Raw genomic sequence first — 16865 nt, forward strand, 5'->3', positions numbered from 1 at the left:
AGCTTGTCTCGTGCGTTCTGCGGCCAGTTCCAGGTGTCCGGCGGTGCCGGACATGCCGATCTTACTCGGCAGTAAGAACGACCTTACTCCCGAGTAAGGTCCTTTGTCATCCACCGGCACGAGGAGTGTCGAGGAGTTGGGTGCAAACAGCAACTCGATAGCAAGACGAATCTTCTATCGCTGCAGCTCAGAAGGCATGGACCGGCAGGTCATTCAATTGATCAGTATTTCTGTCAGGAGGCACCGATCGGTGCGCTGGTGCCATATTCTCCTCTGCATGACACAACCTCCTCCCGGATATCCGGCCCAGCCTCCTGCGCCGCAGGGTGGCCCTCACAACGACACCTTCTTCGTTTCACTGCTCGGCCAAGAACAGGGGCCCATGGGTTACCAGGACCTGGCCGGACTGGTCCGGTCCGGCCAGGTGAAGCCCGAGACCCAGGTACGCACCCAGGCGAGCAACTGGTTCCCCGTCTCACAGGTCCCCGGCCTGTTCTCTGACAAGGAGTGGCTCACCGCGCTGCTCCTGTCGGTGTTCGTCGGTGGTTTCGGTATCGACCGCTTCTATCTCGGCTACACGGGGCTCGGCGTCGCGAAGCTCCTGACCTGCGGCGGACTCGGCATCTGGACCCTGATCGATATCGTGTTGATTGCGATGCGCAAGCTCCCCGACTCGAATGGTGTTCCTCTGAAGTGACCTCTCCGTCGACTCTGCCGAACCGGCGGCAATCCGAGAACTCGATTCGGATTGCCGCCGGTTTCGGCGTCGGCGCGATCGTCACGGCCTTCGCGGTCACCCCGGCGCTGAGCACCTCGGGCCCCACGCTGTGTCCGATGCGGTTGATCACCGGCCTGCCTTGTCCGGGCTGCGGTCTCACCCGCAGTTGGATTGCTGCCGCCCACGGAGATTTCGCCGATGCGTTCTCCTACAACATCTTCGGACCGGTCAGTCTGATCGCGACGATCATGTTCGTCACGGTGGTCGGAGTACTCCTGATCCGCGGACGGCCGGCTGCGACCATCACCCCGGTGCTGCGGCACCCGATCGTCATCGCAGTCGTCGTCGTCTGGGTGCTCTACGGCATCGCCAGAGTTGTCGACCAACTCGTCGGTGGTGGGGTGTTTCCGGACGTCGCCTGAGGAAGGGCGGAGGGGGAGAGCCTAGGTGACCTCGAGGGCGTCCTGATCCGGCAGGACCAAGAACTCGGTCGCCTCATCGCTCATCTCCGAGAAACGCCCGTAGTGCATCTTCAGTCCGGCCTCCACCAACAGGGCGTTGTGGATCGGAAAGCTCAGGCGCGGTTTCACTGCGCGCAGGTAGTCGATGGCCTCACTGATCTTCATCCACGGGGCCATCGTCGGCATCGCGAGCACGTCGACCTTTTCCTCCGGCACGAAGAGCGAGTCACCGGGATGCATCAGCTGCGCCGGGTTGCTCTCATCTCCGAGGAGGTAGGCGACGTTGTCGATGGCCGGGATGTCCGGATGGATCACGGCATGGGCACCTCCGGCGATCCGGGTGTTGATCGCACCGATGGTGAACTCATCGCCCGGCGCAGCGGCGGTCCAGTTCCCTGCGACGTCGTCGTCGTTGAGCTGGCGCGTCGTCTGCGGGTCGGCGTAGAGAACCGCCTCGGGGTTGCCCGCCACGAGATCCGGCAGCGCTGCGACGTCGACGTGGTCGGGGTGCTGATGGGTGATGAGAATCGCGTCGAGTCCGGTGACGCCGGTGAAACCGTGTGAGAAGTTGCCCGGATCGAAAAGGACTCTGGTGCCGTTCAATTCGACGAGGATGCAGGAATGTCCGAAGTGTGTGATCTGCATGGTTCCCAGTATGTACTCAGTCGGGGCGCAGCGCCGCGAGAATGGTCTCGTGCAGGGTCCCGTTGGTGGCCACAGCGCTTCCTCGGTGGGGTCCTGCGCTGCCGTCGAGCCCGGTGAACCTGCCGCCCGCTTCCCGGACGAGGATGTCGAGCGGTGCCAGATCCCAGAGCGATACCTCGGGTTCGGCCGCGATGTCCACGGCACCTTCGGCGACGAGGCAGTAGTTGTAGAAGTCGCCGTAGCCCCGCACCCGCCAGACCTCGTCGGTGAGGTCGATGAATTGGTTTCGGACGCCGCGGTCGCGCCAGCCGGACAGGCTCGAGAAGGCCAGACTCGCCGAGGACACCTCCGCCACCTGTGACACCCGGATCGGACGCACCGCGCCATCGGGTCCCTGGGCGAACGCACCTGCACCCGCCGCGGCCCACCAGCGCCGACCCAGTGCGGGGGCGCTGACGAAGCCGGTCTGCGGCACCCCGTCGATCAGCAGGGCGATGAGCGTTGCCCAGACCGGGACCCCGCGGACGAAGTTCTTCGTGCCGTCGATGGGGTCGATCACCCACTGGCGTCCCGTCAGCGCGACATCGCCACCGAACTCTTCTCCGAGGACGTCGTCGCCGGGGCACTCCTGGGCGATCAACTCGCGCAGCCGCGTCTCGACGGCCAGATCGGCGTCTGAGACGGGGGTGAGGTCGGGTTTTGAATCGACCACCAGGTCCAGGGCGCCGAAACGGGAGGTGGTGATGGCGTCGGCGGCGTCGGCCAACACCGACGCGATCTGCAGGTCGCGGGACTCGGTCATGAAAAGCCACGCTACTTGGCATCGGAGCGGTGAAGTCGCCCCGCATCTTCAACCCGTATGTCCGGTTAGCCTGGAAACATGTTCGAGATCATCATCATCCTGATGTTCACTGCGCTGCTCGCGGCGGTGCTGATCCAGTGGCGTCGTGCCCGCTCGGGCGAGACTGCCGGTGGCCGGCCCGGCGACCCACGCTTCTCCAATCGGGTGCCCGGCACCCTGACGCTGACCGGGGTGTCCGACCAGCCCGTCGAAGGCGACAAGAACCATCAGGTGTTCTGCACGATGTCGGGCACGATCGTCGGCCCCGACACCGCGCCGACCGATGTCTACGGGCGCTTCGTGGTGCCCATGTCCATGAGCTGGCCCTCGATCGGGGATGAGATCCCGGTGACGTACAAACCGGGCAAGGCAGAGTCGAGCTGGGAGCTCGCGGGCCCCATCGGACACAACCCCGGACAGGCCGGACCCAACCTCCGTAAGGACTGACTGCGGGACGCGGGCCTGCGGCGATAGGTCTGCGGCCGGTGGACCGGTACCCTGAGTGATCGTGCATCCAGACGCCTCAGCAGACATCGACGCCCTCGATTCGACCCTCACCACCGTGGAGAAGGTCCTCGACCTCGAGGAGCTTCGGCGACGGATCGATGAGCTCGAACATCAGGCCGCCGATCCCGAGCTGTGGAACAACCAGGAACATGCTCAGCAGGTGACCAGCGAGCTGTCTCACGCGCAGACCGAATTGCGCCGGGTCGCCGAATTGCGCCAGCGCCTCGAAGACCTCCCGCTGCTGTACGAGCTGGCCGAATCCGAAGAAGGCGCCTCCCGCACAGAGGCCATGGCCGACGCCGACGCCGAACGTGTCTCCCTGCGCACCGACATCGAGGCGATGGAGGTCAAGACCATGCTCGCCGGTGAATACGATCACCGCGACGCCCTGGTCAACATCCGGTCAGGTGCCGGCGGAGTGGACGCCGCGGACTGGGCCGAGATGCTGATGCGTATGTACATCCGCTGGGCGGAGAAGCACGACTACAAGGTCGAGGTCTACGACACGTCTTACGCCGAAGAAGCTGGTCTGAAGTCCGCGACGTTCGCGGTCAAAGGTCCGTACATGTACGGCACCCTTTCGATCGAGATGGGCACCCACCGGCTCGTCCGGATCAGCCCGTTCGACAACCAGGGCCGCCGCCAGACGTCGTTCGCCGAGGTCGAGGTACTGCCTGTGGTGGAGACCACAGATCATATCGACATCGCGGAAACCGAACTGCGCGTAGATGTTTACCGCTCGTCCGGCCCCGGCGGACAGTCGGTGAACACGACGGACTCCGCTGTGCGGCTCACCCACATTCCCACCGGTATCGTGGTGACCTGTCAGAACGAAAAGAGCCAGCTGCAGAACAAGGCCGCGGCGATGCGGGTTCTGCAGGCCAAGTTGCTCGAGCGCAAACGAAAAGAAGAACGCGCGGAGATGGACGCCCTCAAAGGTGATGGCGGATCCAGCTGGGGCAACCAGATGCGGTCGTATGTGCTGCATCCCTACCAAATGGTCAAAGACCTTCGGACCGAGTTCGAGGTCAACAACCCCACAGCCGTCCTCGACGGCGACATCGACGGATTCATCGAATCCGGGATCCGTTGGAGGATGGCGCAAACGGCCTAGGCCGTGTCGGGCCCGAGCTTCGAGCCGGCCCTGATTTTTCCACCGCAGCGGAGTTCGACCTGACCAGTAGGGCCGCGGCACCACACGGGAGGAGTAAATCGCTTGTTTCATGATGTAGTCGCGTTCGTGACGGCGGCCCCGTCCGGGCCCGCCGGCTCGGACCGCCTGATCCGATGGCTCTCGCTGCAGGGCCTCACCATCTTGTTGTGGGTCGTCGGCGCGCTTCTGGCCACCCGCTTCATCCAGTGGATGGTCGGCCGGATCACCACCAAGATCGATTCGCAATTCACCGAATCCGATGCACTCGTGCGGTCGGAGGCGATCAAACACCGGCACTCCGTCGCCCAGGTCATCGCCTGGGTGGCGATCGCGATCGTGTACATCATCGCGGGATTCAGCATCGTGCGAGAGCTGGGTGTCCCGATCACCGGGTTCGTGGCGCCCGCCACCGTGCTCGGTGCCGCCCTGGGTTTCGGTGCCCAGCGCATCGTCCAGGACCTGCTGTCGGGTTTCTTCATCATCACCGAGAAGCAATACGGGTTCGGTGACGTGGTGTCGCTGGCGATTCTCGGCTCGGCCGACCCTGCTGAGGGCACCGTCGAAGACGTCACCTTGCGCATCACCAAACTGCGCTCGGCGGATGGCGAGATGATCACCATCCCGAACGGCCAGATCGTCAAGGCCATCAACCTGTCCAAGGACTGGGCCCGCTCCGTGGTCGACATCCCGCTGCCGATCGGCGCCGACATGGCCCGGGTGAACGAGTTGATCGCCCAGATCGGCCACCAGGCCTTCACCGACTCCCGCACCCGTAACCTGCTGCTCGACGAACCCACGGCCATGGGTGTCACCGACATCGAGGTCGACACCATGACGGTGCGGATCGTGGCCAGGACGCTGCCGGGCAAACAGTTCGAGGTCAGCCGAGACCTGCGCGCCAGAATCGTCAGGGCCTTCGGCCGGGCGGGCATTGCACTCGCGCCGGGGACGGCCATCGAGACCGACTCCGTCGCGCCGGCAGCCGCTGAGGAGGGAAGCCGATGAGCGATGGCACCGGTAAGAACATCGACAAGAACGTGACCCCGCAACCCGTGAACCCCCAACCCGTGACCCCACGATCCACGTCGCCGGAAGCACCTACGACGGCCCCAACGGACACCGAAGGACCCGCGAACAGCCACAAGAAGACCCTCTGGGAGCGCATTCCCCGGCGGATCTTCCGTGGCCGGGTCCGGACAACCACAGCAGCGCTGGTGGTCTTGTTCATCGCCGCACTGTTCCTCTACGGCCAGCGGTCGGATCACTACGCCAACCTCGACCAGGAGAACCGGCAGAATCAGATCTCGCAGGTTCAGGCACCACGAACCACCACACCTGAGCCGGTCGAGGAAGAGCCCACCGAGACGTCAACGCCGTCGACAACCGTCACCCCGTCCACCACGGTCCCGCCGACCGGCGAGGAGTCGACGAGCTCGAGTTCGGAGGCGCCGACGACCACGACCACCACACCGGGCGGCGGGTTCCGGCTCCCTGAGCTGCCGACGATCAGCATTGCGCCCTGACCGGGCGGCAAGTCTGAGGGGCACGGCAAGTATTCGTGGCTACACTGGGCGACCGTGATCAGCGTCAACAATGTGACGATGCAGTACAAGGCATCGACCCGGCCCGCACTGCGGGATCTGTCTCTCGACGTCGACAAAGGCGATTTCGCATTCCTCATCGGGCCCTCGGGTTCGGGCAAGTCAACCTTCTTCCGGTTGCTCCTGAAGGAGGACAAGCCGACCTCTGGTGACGTCTACGTGGGCGACTTCCACGTCAACAAGCTGCCGGGCCGTAAGGTCCCCAAGCTGCGGCAGTCGATCGGGTGTGTCTTTCAGGACTTCCGGCTGCTCCAGCAGAAGTCGGTGGCCGAGAACGTGGCGTTCGCCCTCGAGGTGATCGGCAAGCCGCGCAACACGGTCGCCAAGGTGGTGCCCGAGGTCCTCGACTACGTGGGACTGTCGGGCAAGGCGGACCGGATGCCGTACGAACTCTCCGGCGGCGAGATGCAGCGCGTGGCCATCGCCAGGGCGATCGCGAACCGGCCGCTGCTCCTGTTGGCCGACGAGCCCACCGGAAACCTCGACCCCGACACCAGCCGGGAGATCGTCGAGGTCCTCGACCGCGTGAACCGTCGGGGCACCACCGTCGTGATGGCCACGCACGATCGTCAGATCGTCGACTCGATGCGGCGGAGAGTTCTCGAGTTCAGCAACGGTCGCCTGACCCGCGACGACGCCCACGGCGTCTACGGCCTCGGCGGCTGAGCCCCGGCCGAGCCCACCATTCCACTTCTTCTGTAGTCCCGACCGGGAGGACACCCGAACTCCGATGCGCGCGAGTTTCATACTGAGCGAAGTCCTGAACGGACTGCGCCGCAACGTCACCATGACGGTGGCGATGATCATCACCACAGCCATCACCCTCGGCATGTTCGGCGCCGGCCTGCTGGTGGTGCAGATGGCCGACAAGACCCAGGACATCTTCCTCGATCGTGTGGAGATGCAGATCTTCATCTCCGATCCGGTGACCGACGCCGACCCCGACTGCAAGTCGGCGCCCTGCGCCACGCTCCGGACCGACATCGAGGGGATCACAGGGGTCGAGTCGGTGCAGTACATCAACCGCGCGCAGGCCTACCGCGACGCCACGACCAAGACGTTCGCCAACAACCCGGACATCGCGGCACTGGTCAGGGAAGACACCCTGCCCGCGTCGTTCAAGGTGCGGATGTCCGACCCGGACCAGTTCGGCGTCGTCCTCGACACGTTCCGGACCGCGGACGGGGTGGACAGCGTGCTGGACCAGCGCGAGCTCGTCAAACGAATCTTCAGCGTCCTCGACGGTGCGCGCAATGCGGCGTTCGCGATCGCGCTCGTACTGGTGTTCGCTGCGGTGCTGTTGATAGCCAACACCGTTCAGGTCGCCGCGTACACACGGCGGACCGAGGTGGGAATCATGCGCCTGGTCGGCGCCACCCGCTGGTACACCCAGCTGCCCTTCCTGCTCGAGGCGGTGATCGCGACCGCGGTCGGTTCGGTCCTGGCCATCGCGGGACTATTCGGTGCCAAGGCGTTGTTCTTCGATCGTGCCCTGCAGGATCTCTACGGTGTGAACATCCTGGCGAAGATCGGCGTCTCGGACGTGCTGTTCGTCGCCCCGTGGCTGATCATCATCGGCGTGGGGCTGTCCAGCATCACGGCGTACGCGACGCTCCGGTTCTACGTACGCGAATAATCGAGGCGACTTCGCGCGCCTTGCATGTGTAGTGTTGCGAGGCCACCAAACACGAGAAAATCCGGCACGGATCCGGCGAGAGTAGGTGAACATCGATGAAGGAAAAAGGCCGCAAGGCGATTGCGACGAACCGTAAGGCGCGGCACAACTACGCCATCCTCGACACCTACGAGGCCGGTGTCGCTCTGGTCGGGACCGAAGTCAAGAGCCTGCGGGACGGCAAGGCGTCGCTGGTCGACGCGTTCGCGACCGTCGACAACGGGGAGATCTGGCTGCGCGGGCTGCACATACCCGAGTACGGCAACGGGTCGTGGACCAACCACGCACCGAGGCGCAACCGGAAGCTCCTGCTGCATCGCAAAGAGATCGACGGTCTCGTCGGGAAGATCCGCGACGGCAACCTGACGCTCGTGCCGCTGTCGATGTACTTCAACGACGGCAAGGTGAAGGTGGAATTGGCTCTCGCCCGGGGTAAGCAGGACCACGACAAGCGCCACGACCTGGCCAAGCGCGACGCCGAGCGGGAAGTGACCCGGGAGCTCGGTCGCCGCGTCAAGGGGATGCGCTGACCGCTGCGCAGTATCGGCGGGGTCAGGGTTCGGTATCGACCTGGTGTCGCCCTGGGGTTTCGGTTTGCATCGCGATGGACAGTCGACTGCACTGACCCCTGATGAGTATTCGGGGCGGTATCTCACGGGGATTGACGGCATGTATCGGTGTGTTGGCGGTGGTGGCCGCGTTGTGCCAGGGCGTAGGCCCGGCGGCATCCGCACCAGCTGTGACCGGTAGCAAGCAGATCACCGATCGCCTGTCGATCATCTACGTGTATTCGCCTTCGATGAATCGCGTGATCGGAAATCAGGTCCTACGCCCGGCGGGCAACTCCGCCGGAGCGCCGACTTCTACCTCCTCGACGGCAAAGGGGGTGGGACCGAAGGCGACAGTTGGGTGAACTACACCAATTACGAGAGCTTCTTCGCGGGCAAACGTGTCAACGTCGTCTCACCACTCGGCGGAAAGTACAGCTGGTACACGGACTGGCGGGGCCCGGACCTGGTGACCGGCATCAACCAGTGGCAGACCTATCTGACCCGGGAACTGCCCGCCGCGCTTGCCTCGGTACTGAAGTCGAACGGCGCAAATGCGATCGCCGGATTGTCGATGAGTGGGGGACCGGCTCTCGACCTGGCCGGGCAGGCCCCTGACGTCTACCGGGCCGTCGCGTCGTACAGCGGCTGTCCTGCCATCAGCAGTCCGCTGGGCATCGCAGCGGTCTCGGCGACCGTGGCGTCAGGAGGCGCCAATCCGCTCGCGATGTATGGGCCACCCGGTGATCCGGCGTGGGTGCACCACGATGCGACGTTGCACCCGAATCGACTGCGCGGTAAGGCGATCAACATTTCCGCTGCCACCGGCCTGCCGCGTGCGGCGCCGGGCCCCGCGGCGGTCCCGTTGTTCTTCGGGCCCGCCCAGGTCGAGGCGATCACCCGGCAGTGCACCGATCAGATGGCGGCTTCCCTGCGGTCGGCCGGTGTAGGACACACCTACCAGGTCTTTCCGACCGGTGCGCACGCCTGGGGGTCGTTCGAACAGCAGATGCGCGAGAGCTGGCGTGTGATCGGCCCGGCGATCGGCGCGTGAAGGATTCGCCCGCAGCGGCAGGCCGGTCATCGGTCGCCGCAGGTCGGGCGATATGGGATGCCAGGGAGCAATTCGGACCACTGGTCGGTTGTCATGGAACCTTCGGTCGCCGGACAAATCCGCGTACCACCGAGCTCGGTTCGATAGTCCCACCAGCGGAGTGCTCCCGTCTCTCCTCCGGCGGTCAGACTGTGTCCGTCCGGGCTGAACGCGACCTTCCACCGGACGGTGCCCGCCGGGCTGAGGGATTCACCGACCGCTTGCGGATGGTCGGGATCACGGACGTCCCAGAGTCGCACGGTCTGGTCGTCGCTACCGGAGGCCAGAAGCAGCCCGGTGGGATCGAAACTCACCGAGCGGACCGTTGATTCGTGGCCCATCAGCTTCACCGGATCGGTCGTTCGATCGAGAGACCAGAGACGGATCGTCTGGTCGTCACTTCCTGTCGCGACCCAACGGGAGTTCGGGCTGAACGCGACTGAATTGACGGGGCCGGTGTGGCCAGATCTGACTTCCGAGACCGGGCCGCCGTTCTGGATGTTCCAGATGTGTAGGTTCTTGTCACTCGAGGCTGCGGCCAGCCGATGCCCGTCCGGCGAGAACCTCACGGCATTGATCCATCCTGCCGGGCCCATCAGCGGAGAGCCGCTGGGTTGCGGCGACGATCGGTCGGACAGATTCCACAACTGGATGCTCTGGTCGTCGGCCGCAGTCGCGAGCGTCATCGAGTCGGGGGAGAACGCCAGTTCGTGGGTGTAGCGCGACGACACCCGAAGTGGCGTGCCCAGAGGATGTGGTGAGTGTGAATCTGTGACATCCCAGAGCATGACCTCTCCGGTACCCAAACCCGCCCAGGCAAGGATCGTGCCATCCGGTGAGAGCGCGATGTTCTCCACCTCTGCACCGGTCGTGGGAATCATGGCCGTCGAGAGCGGGCCTTCGACGGGCGTGGTTGTCCACAGGCGCAGATTTCCATCACGCGACCCGGTAGCCATCACGGCGCCGGACGCGTCGAAAACGGGGGTTGCCACGCGCCGGGTGTGCCCCGCCAGATTGGCTGTGGGCACGGACCAGAAACGCAGCGCCCCATCTTGTCCGCCGGTGATGAGTCGGTTTCCCACTCCGGCGAAAGCGAGGGTGGTCAATCCGCCACTGCTGCCGGTCAGGGGCTGGCCCAGGAGTGCCGGGCGTTCCGGGTCGCTGAGGCTCCACACCTTGGCGGTGCCATCCCAGCTGGCCGTCGCGAGTTGAGAGCCGTCACCGTTGAACGCGAGCGACCAGATGGCTGCGTTGTGGGCTTCGATCGGGCTACCCAGCAGCACCGGCTTCGCGCGGTCGGTCATCGACCACACTCGGAGAGTCTGATCGTCGCTACCCGTCGCCAGGCGGGTTGCGTCCGGGCTGAATCCGACGGCGTGGACGGACGATCCGTAGCCGGCGAGGGGGGTTCCGATCTGGTGTGCCTGCTCGGGCACGGTGGTGTCCCACACAATTGCGGTCTCGTCGTCGCTGCCGGTGACAAGGGTGTCCCCGTCTGACGAGAACGCCAGCGATCGAATCGCATCTTGGTGGCGTGCCAGTACCACCGAACGGCCGGTGTTCAGATCCCAGAGACGCGCGGTGTGGTCATCACCCGCTGTGGCGATCCACTTGGTGGTGCCGTCGGCCTCTGGGCGCACCGCGACCTGATAGACCGCGCCCTGATGTCCGATGAGTGGCTTCCCGGCCGCCCGGGCCCCACCTGGGGTGTGGACGTCCCATATTCGGACCACACCGTCGCCGTCAGCGGAGAACAGCGTCTTGCCATCGCCGCTGAACTCGACGCTGGTGATCCACGATCTATGGCCGGAGAGCGGACGTCCGACTTCAGAGGGCCTGCCGGAGCCGTCGTCGTGCCACAGCCGAACGGTTCGGTCGTAGCTGGCGGATGCGACCAGGCCCTCAGTGTTTGTTGCGACGTCATAGACAGCACCTTCATGGCCGTCGACAACGGTCGCGAGAGCAGCCGTCTGCGATGCCAACAGCAGGGTTCGGGCTCGCGGATCCCCAGGTCGTTCGTCTTGCGCGGCCAGGGCCAGACGTGCGGCGACCGTCGGGTCCTCGGACTGCGCCCGCGCCGCCTCCGAGAGCAAGGCGTTGTATTGGGCATCAGAGCGATCCTCGTCGGCCTGCCGGCGCTCGTTGAACGCGCCGACCGCGACAACGGCTGTCGTGAGTGTGAGTGCAGCCAGCAACACGACCATGGCGCGCCGCAGATGGGTTCCGCGGCGGTCGTATGCGCGCGCGGCCATGAGGAAGGCCGTGGTTGTCGGCGACAATGCCGTTCTCGAGCGCCGGTGCCAATCGATCACAGACGCGAGGCGGGTGCCCCGGTAGAGCAGCGAGCGGTCCTTGCCCTCTGCTGTCCACTCGCGGGCATCGGCCTCGATCCGCTGTCTGTGGAGCACGTCTTCGCGGTCGTCGCCCAGCCACTGTGACAGACGCGGCCAGGCCTCGATGACAGCCTCATGGGCGAGTGCGGTTCCGTGCTCGTCGTGGATCACCAGCCGCGCGGCCCCGAGTGCCTCCATCACGGTTGCCGCATCGGGATGTCGGGAGACGAGTTCGGACTGGCGAAGGTGTCGTCGGGTTCCGCGACCGTCGTCCCCCAAGTGTATCAACTGCAGAAGCAGGTCTCTGGCGACGTCGCGTTGTGGCTCTGTGAAGCCACTCCACTTCTCCTCTGCACTCATGGTGATCGCACCGTGGACGCCCCCGGATTCGCGGTAGCCGGTGAGGGTCAGGGTGTTGCCGGTACGGGCTTCCCATGTTCGCTGCAGAGCGTGTGCCAGGAGCGGCAGCACTCCGGGGGCTGTCGGGACCGCGGTCGGTCGCGGTGATCCGATGCCGAGATCTGACAGGATCACCTCGACGAGCCCGTCTGCGACGGTCAGCCCGACCGCATGTGCCGGCCCGACAATGGCCGATGTCAGTTCTTGACGAGACATCCTGCCGAGGACCATCTGGTTGTGGACGAGAGAATCGCCGAGAACCGGAAGGTCGACGCATTGATGGTAGAAGTCGGCACGCACGGCGACGACGACGCCGACGTATTCAAGTGGTCGCGCGTCGACCAGCTCGGTGATGGCGTCGATGAACGCCAACCGTTCTTTCTCGTCGCAGCTGGTGAACACCTCTTCGAATTGATCGACGATCAACACGTGGGACATGGTGCGGGTGTCGGGGTCGATCACACGCCGCAATGTGCGCGTCGGTTCCGACCCGGGCGTCATCGATACGGTCGAGTACTCACCAGAAATGCGGACCGAAAATCCGGCTTGCAGAAGTGACGACTTTCCAGACCCAGAGGCGCCGACGAGAAATGTCAGTCGACCGGTACCGATATTGTCCGTGAATTTCTCGACGAGAGTCGACACTGCGTCGCTCCTGCCGAAATAGAAATCAGCCTCATTTTCGGAAATTGGAGTGAGACCGGGATATGGGCATATATCGGAATCGGTTGGTTTAGTTTTGTTGAATTGATTCTTTTCGGAAGAAGCAGGCGCAGTTATTGCCGAATTCCATGCTGATTGCCACGTACTGATCGAATACAGGCCGATGATCGGCGGTTCGGGTTTGCGCTTACGGGCTGCCGCGATGAGGACACGGAGGGTTGCAGCGAGGCCGTCGAATTTCGCCGGTACCGTCTTTCCGGTTCGCCAATCGGAAAGCCGCTGAGCAGAAACAGATCCCGGCCGCCGGGACTCACTCGAGAGCAAGGTCGCCGTCGCCCTGGATGCGACGGTTTTCAAGGGGGGCGATCCGGCCGCGTCATACAGCGCGCGAAAACGGACAGCGAATTCGTGACGGGCATCCCTGAGGTCGACTGGGTGCTGTGTTGGTTCGTCCACGTTTCCTCAATCGGTCGCTGATGCGCGGTGGCAATTGTTGCGCAGCCTGATTGAACGACACAACAGGTAGCGATGCAGGTCACATCGGCCGTGAACGCCCGGGCTGGGAAAGCTCTAGAAAAGGATCCGGTCCGGACGGCTATTTATATAGCCCGAGCTGGGGGTTTCAGAAAGCGGACGGTTCTTCCCGGCACCACTCCAAGTAGTCGCCGTCCAAGATTTGCCTCGAGCCGTTACCCCGTTCTTCGTCGAAACCCGAGGTCTGGGGTGGGGTGCCGGATCTCGTCCGAGGTCGGCAGTGCGAGATGTCCAAACCAACAGGAGTGATGACGTGGTGGGTGTAGAAGTCAGGGTCAAAAGACTCCAGACCAACAGTGTGCGGCCTCCGAGGGGCGCTGCACCGGACGGTAGCCACCGTCCTGCAGCTGTCGCTGTGTTCGTTGCGATCGTAGCTTTGCTGATGATCTTTGGTAGCCAGTCGACAGCGGCCGCACGACCGATCAGTGACTGCCCGGTTCTGCATGTGGTCGTCGTCCCGGGCACGGTCGACTCATCGGTGGGTCGGGATCCCCACGACGGGCGCGGAGTCATGGCGCCGATGAACGATATCGGACGGGGCCTGTCTCCCGGGACAACGCAGACCACGTACGTTCCGTATCCGGCTGACTTCGGGTACACCTCCGGAGGGACCCCGTACACGGAGTCGGTTGCCGCCGGGGTGGCGGCGACAAACGATCAGGTGCGCCAGGTCTACAACCGCTGCGGCGATCAGACCGACATCGCGATTGTGGGCTACAGCCAGGGCGCCGACGTTGCTCATCGGGTGGCGGTTGCTATCGGGCATGGTGACGGGCCGGTCCCGACCGCGCGCGTCAGGGGTGTCTATCTGATCTCGGACCCCAATCGCGGGCAGGGGAGTGGCCTGCTCCCCGGCGCGCCCGGGCTTTCAGTCCCGTTGAACGGTGCGCGTACCGGAATGTCCGGCAGCTCACCCGCCCTCGGTGGTGGCATTCACACGGGCGCGAACTCTGATTTCGGAGCGCTCACCGGCCGTGTCGCTTCACTGTGCATAACCGGTGATTTTGCATGCGCAATTCCGAAGGATGCTCAATTGGTCCGCATAGTCGCAAACGTCGCCGAACAGATTCACATCGATACCACCGCACCCGAGCAGATTGCTTCAGATCTGTCGGTGGTGGCGGTCAGATCGGCTCTTCGGACACTTGCGTATGTGGTCGACACCCCGCATTGGATGCTGCGGTCGGAGTCATTCGGAGCAGTGATTCAGAAGGCAACGGATCCGTATTATTCCGGGCCCGAGATCGCCGATGTCTCGACACTTCACGTTGCCGCGTTCCTGGCCGAGTTTCCGGGCGCTGTGGGGCCGAAGATCCAGCACGACGCGAATGCCGCCGTTCGCGAGAACCTGGGTCTTCTGACTATGGCCTCGCACCCGGAATATTGGTATCCGGGCCCTTCGCACGGCAGCTATTTCGGGCGCCCGGCTGATTCTTCGGTACGGACCGGCTCCCAGTACGTCAACCGCTGGCTGCGGGAGTCCGCGACGACTGATGTGCCGTCGCGCAGCGTGCCCGTGGTGCAGGCGGATCCTGTGACCGAGGCGGCCGGTCCGCTCCCGCTGCCTGCGGTCGATCGGGTCGAGACAGCGATAGCGGTCGCCGGCACGACGTTCGGAGTGACCATGCAAGCACCCGAGGTCGTCGACGCTCTCACCGACGAGGCGAACAATCTGGCGAGGGGATCGTCGTCTCAGACTCAGGTGCAGGACGTGACCGCTACGATCGACAATGGCGCGGAACAGGTGGATCGCGTCTTCGACCAGGTTGAGCGCATCGTCGAGCCGGTACGTCAGATCGTGACCTCACCGGCCCCCTTCTCAGGTGTGCTGGGTGCGATCGGGTCGGGTATTGGCTGAATCGGAATCGCCCGAAGAGATCGAGGCGAGTGATGAGTTCCTGAACGCGCTTGCGTGCGGCCTCGCTCCGACCGTTCGTGGTCGGGGTGAGGCCGCGCTCGCGGATCTGTTGGCTCAATGGCGACAGCGTGTACTCGACGGGTGATCGCACTCGCTGGACGTAGCCGCTGATCCAGGGCTCCGGGCAAATCTTCAATGACCAGGTTCTTCGAGGTCGTGACCCTTACCCTCCGAATCGGGCGCTGACGGGGCCCGAGAGGAAAAGGGAATGACATGTCCGAGCGGCTTGTTACACTGGGTTGTCCCGTCGCGAACAACGGCGGGGTGCTACCTAGGGGCTGAACGGTTTCGACTGCGTGCGTCAAGGTAGGGGAAGCGTGTCGGTGCAGGCTAGAGACCACCGTAAGCGTCATAGCAAACAATTAAGCGCCGACAAAAATCAGCGCGACTACGCCCTCGCTGCCTAAGCGACGGCTGGTCTGTCGGCCCGGGTGAGCTCTCGCCCCGGGTACCGGCATCATTCAGAGAGCTGACCGTTGCGTTCGGTCGCGGAACGCAATGGGACATCAAACAGCGACTGGGATCGTCATCTCAGCTTGTTCGTGTGACTGAGAGATCCGAGTAGAGACTTAGCGAACTGCACACGGAGAAGCCCTGCTGAAACGGCGAAGGACCCGGGTTCGATTCCCGGCAGCTCCACCGTCAGGGGACAGGCCAGAGCGCAATGCTCTGGCCTGTTTCTTTTTGTCCGGACCGACGCTCGAGGAATACCGGCGGTCCGGCGTCTTGTTGAACACGTGGGGGTAACGACGACCCGCCACCGTGTAGCCGTTCGCGGTGGGGCACACACATCAGACGAAGGGACGACGATGACCCAGGTTCCGAACATCACTCTCAATGACGGCAACACCATCCCGCAGCTCGGATTCGGTGTCTTCCAGATCGAGCCGAAGGACACCGCCGACGCGGTCAAGACAGCCCTAGAGGTCGGCTACCGCCACATCGACACCGCACAGATGTACGGCAACGAGAAAGAGGTCGGCGAGGGCATCCGGGCGTCGGGGATCGCGCGCGACGAGATCTTCGTGACCAGCAAGCTCAACAACACCTTCCATGAGCCCGATGCCGCACGCAAGGCCTTCGACACCACGCTGAAGGACCTCGGACTCGACTACATAGACCTGTTCCTCATCCACTGGCCGCTGCCGACGCAGTACGCCGGCGATTACGTCTCGACGTGGAACACCCTCATCGAATTCGCGAAGGACGGCCGCTCGAAGTCGGTCGGTGTGTCGAACTTCCAGCCGGCCCACCTGGACCGTCTCGCCGCCGAGACATCCCTCGTGCCCGCGGTGAACCAGATCGAGGTCCACCCGTACTTCACCAACGAGGTCGCCCGTCAGTACGGCAAGGATCACGGCATCGCGACCGAAGCCTGGTCGCCGATCGCGCAGGGCAAGGTGCTCGACGACCCGGTGATCACCGAGATCGCGAACAAGGTCGGTAAGTCGACAGCCCAGGTGGTCCTGCGCTGGCACATCCAGCGCGGCGACATCATCTTCCCGAAATCGGTCACGCCGAAGCGCGTGGAGGAGAACTTCGCGTTGTTCGACTTCGAACTCGACAACGCTGCAGTCGAGGCGATCTCTGCGCTCGACAAGGGGGAGGACGGCCGCAACGGCCCCAACCCCGACACGTTCGATTACATCGGCTGACCCGTCGGCCAACCCATCGGTCAAGTCCGATCACGGGGCACGATCTGCTCCGCTTGCGGTGATCCGCTCCGGTTCCAGAGCCCTGGAACCGGAGCGGATTGTTGTATCCGGAGCAGATCGG

Annotated in this window: 17 protein-coding genes and 1 other RNA gene; 15 read left to right on the plus strand and 3 right to left on the minus strand. The window is 64.1% G+C overall.

Features of this window, described 5'->3' with window-relative positions; translation table 11 throughout:
• Positions 1-277: 277 nt before the first annotated feature.
• A complete protein-coding gene (locus tag BFL43_RS25970) occupies positions 278-697 on the plus strand; it encodes an NINE protein (protein ID WP_084896099.1) in 420 nt (139 codons plus the stop codon).
• A complete protein-coding gene (locus BFL43_RS25975; RefSeq protein ID WP_084896101.1) occupies positions 694-1140 on the plus strand; it encodes a DUF2752 domain-containing protein in 447 nt (148 codons plus the stop codon). The genes BFL43_RS25970 and BFL43_RS25975 overlap by 4 nt, the downstream gene beginning before the upstream one ends.
• Before the next feature lie 21 nt (positions 1141-1161).
• Here BFL43_RS25975 and BFL43_RS25980 read toward each other — a convergent pair whose 3' ends face one another.
• Together BFL43_RS25980 and hisN are read right to left on the minus strand one after the other, a co-directional pair.
• Positions 1162-1824 (minus strand): MBL fold metallo-hydrolase, encoded by a 663-nt coding sequence (locus BFL43_RS25980; protein ID WP_084896103.1) that lies wholly within the window; start codon positions 1822-1824, stop codon positions 1162-1164.
• Positions 1825-1840: 16 nt separating this feature from the next.
• On the minus strand, positions 1841-2626 hold the full coding sequence (gene hisN, locus BFL43_RS25985; protein WP_084896104.1) for a histidinol-phosphatase: 786 nt from the start codon (positions 2624-2626) through the stop codon (positions 1841-1843).
• 78 nt (positions 2627-2704) lie between these two features.
• On the opposite strand from hisN, the gene BFL43_RS25990 reads away from it, so the two are divergent.
• The 9 genes from BFL43_RS25990 (at position 2705) to BFL43_RS26025 (ending at position 9203) form a co-directional block, all read left to right on the plus strand.
• Complete coding sequence (locus BFL43_RS25990; protein ID WP_084896106.1) at positions 2705-3112, plus strand: hypothetical protein; 408 nt, start codon at positions 2705-2707, stop codon at positions 3110-3112.
• Between the two features lie 61 nt (positions 3113-3173).
• On the plus strand, positions 3174-4286 hold the full coding sequence (gene prfB / locus BFL43_RS25995; RefSeq protein WP_084896209.1) for a peptide chain release factor 2: 1113 nt from the start codon (positions 3174-3176) through the stop codon (positions 4284-4286).
• 126 nt (positions 4287-4412) lie between these two features.
• A complete protein-coding gene (locus BFL43_RS26000) occupies positions 4413-5330 on the plus strand; it encodes a mechanosensitive ion channel family protein (protein WP_084896108.1) in 918 nt (305 codons plus the stop codon).
• On the plus strand, positions 5327-5848 hold the full coding sequence (locus BFL43_RS26005) for a hypothetical protein (RefSeq protein ID WP_084896110.1): 522 nt from the start codon (positions 5327-5329) through the stop codon (positions 5846-5848). Before BFL43_RS26000 ends, BFL43_RS26005 begins: the two co-directional genes overlap by 4 nt.
• A 54-nt stretch (positions 5849-5902) precedes the next feature.
• Positions 5903-6592 (plus strand): cell division ATP-binding protein FtsE, encoded by a 690-nt coding sequence (ftsE, locus tag BFL43_RS26010; RefSeq protein WP_084896111.1) that lies wholly within the window; start codon positions 5903-5905, stop codon positions 6590-6592.
• Positions 6593-6656: 64 nt separating this feature from the next.
• On the plus strand, positions 6657-7562 hold the full coding sequence (gene ftsX, locus BFL43_RS26015; protein ID WP_084896113.1) for a permease-like cell division protein FtsX: 906 nt from the start codon (positions 6657-6659) through the stop codon (positions 7560-7562).
• 95 nt (positions 7563-7657) lie between these two features.
• Positions 7658-8131, plus strand: a complete 474-nt coding sequence (smpB, locus tag BFL43_RS26020) for an SsrA-binding protein SmpB (RefSeq protein ID WP_084834331.1) — start codon at positions 7658-7660, stop codon at positions 8129-8131.
• 101 nt (positions 8132-8232) lie between these two features.
• Entirely contained in the window at positions 8233-8514 is a 282-nt protein-coding gene (locus tag BFL43_RS29655) for a hypothetical protein (protein WP_240498488.1), read from the plus strand.
• A complete protein-coding gene (locus BFL43_RS26025; protein WP_240498489.1) occupies positions 8511-9203 on the plus strand; it encodes an alpha/beta hydrolase family protein in 693 nt (230 codons plus the stop codon). The genes BFL43_RS29655 and BFL43_RS26025 overlap by 4 nt, the downstream gene beginning before the upstream one ends.
• 26 nt (positions 9204-9229) lie before the next feature.
• Here the strand turns inward: BFL43_RS26025 and BFL43_RS26030 are convergent, their stop codons facing one another.
• Positions 9230-13093: a PD40 domain-containing protein gene (locus BFL43_RS26030; protein ID WP_084896115.1), complete on the minus strand. Its 3864-nt coding sequence runs from the start codon at positions 13091-13093 to the stop codon at positions 9230-9232.
• 460 nt (positions 13094-13553) lie between these two features.
• On the opposite strand from BFL43_RS26030, the gene BFL43_RS26035 reads away from it, so the two are divergent.
• From BFL43_RS26035 to BFL43_RS26050, 4 genes are all read left to right on the plus strand, one after another.
• Complete coding sequence (locus BFL43_RS26035) at positions 13554-15029, plus strand: cutinase family protein (RefSeq protein WP_143695562.1); 1476 nt, start codon at positions 13554-13556, stop codon at positions 15027-15029.
• Positions 15022-15174, plus strand: coding sequence for an anti-sigma-D factor RsdA (locus BFL43_RS26040; RefSeq protein WP_168176731.1), 153 nt, complete (start codon positions 15022-15024; stop codon positions 15172-15174). The genes BFL43_RS26035 and BFL43_RS26040 overlap by 8 nt, the downstream gene beginning before the upstream one ends.
• A 189-nt stretch (positions 15175-15363) precedes the next feature.
• Positions 15364-15731, plus strand: a transfer-messenger RNA (tmRNA) gene (gene ssrA / locus BFL43_RS26045).
• A gap of 167 nt (positions 15732-15898) precedes the next feature.
• Entirely contained in the window at positions 15899-16744 is an 846-nt protein-coding gene (locus BFL43_RS26050) for an aldo/keto reductase (RefSeq protein WP_084896121.1), read from the plus strand.
• Positions 16745-16865 lie beyond the last annotated feature (121 nt).

Origin of the sequence: Williamsia sp. 1135 (genome assembly GCF_002095395.1) — a bacterium.
Lineage (GTDB): Bacteria > Actinomycetota > Actinomycetes > Mycobacteriales > Mycobacteriaceae > Williamsia.

Bases quoted from the DNA above. Each gene is read 5' to 3' on its own strand.
- smpB (WP_084834331.1), top strand. From the start codon at position 7,658: ATGAAGGAAAAAGGCCGCAAGGCGATTGCGACGAACCGTAAGGCGCGG.
- BFL43_RS26035 (WP_143695562.1), top strand. From the start codon at position 13,554: ATGATCTTTGGTAGCCAGTCGACAGCGGCCGCACGACCGATCAGTGAC.
- BFL43_RS25990 (WP_084896106.1), top strand. From the start codon at position 2,705: ATGTTCGAGATCATCATCATCCTGATGTTCACTGCGCTGCTCGCGGCG.
- BFL43_RS26005 (WP_084896110.1), top strand. From the start codon at position 5,327: ATGAGCGATGGCACCGGTAAGAACATCGACAAGAACGTGACCCCGCAA.
- ftsX (WP_084896113.1), top strand. From the start codon at position 6,657: ATGCGCGCGAGTTTCATACTGAGCGAAGTCCTGAACGGACTGCGCCGC.
- BFL43_RS25970 (WP_084896099.1), top strand. From the start codon at position 278: ATGACACAACCTCCTCCCGGATATCCGGCCCAGCCTCCTGCGCCGCAG.
- BFL43_RS26050 (WP_084896121.1), top strand. From the start codon at position 15,899: ATGACCCAGGTTCCGAACATCACTCTCAATGACGGCAACACCATCCCG.
- BFL43_RS29655 (WP_240498488.1), top strand. From the start codon at position 8,233: ATGAGTATTCGGGGCGGTATCTCACGGGGATTGACGGCATGTATCGGT.
- BFL43_RS25980 (WP_084896103.1), bottom strand. From the start codon at position 1,824: ATGCAGATCACACACTTCGGACATTCCTGCATCCTCGTCGAATTGAAC.
- hisN (WP_084896104.1), bottom strand. From the start codon at position 2,626: ATGACCGAGTCCCGCGACCTGCAGATCGCGTCGGTGTTGGCCGACGCC.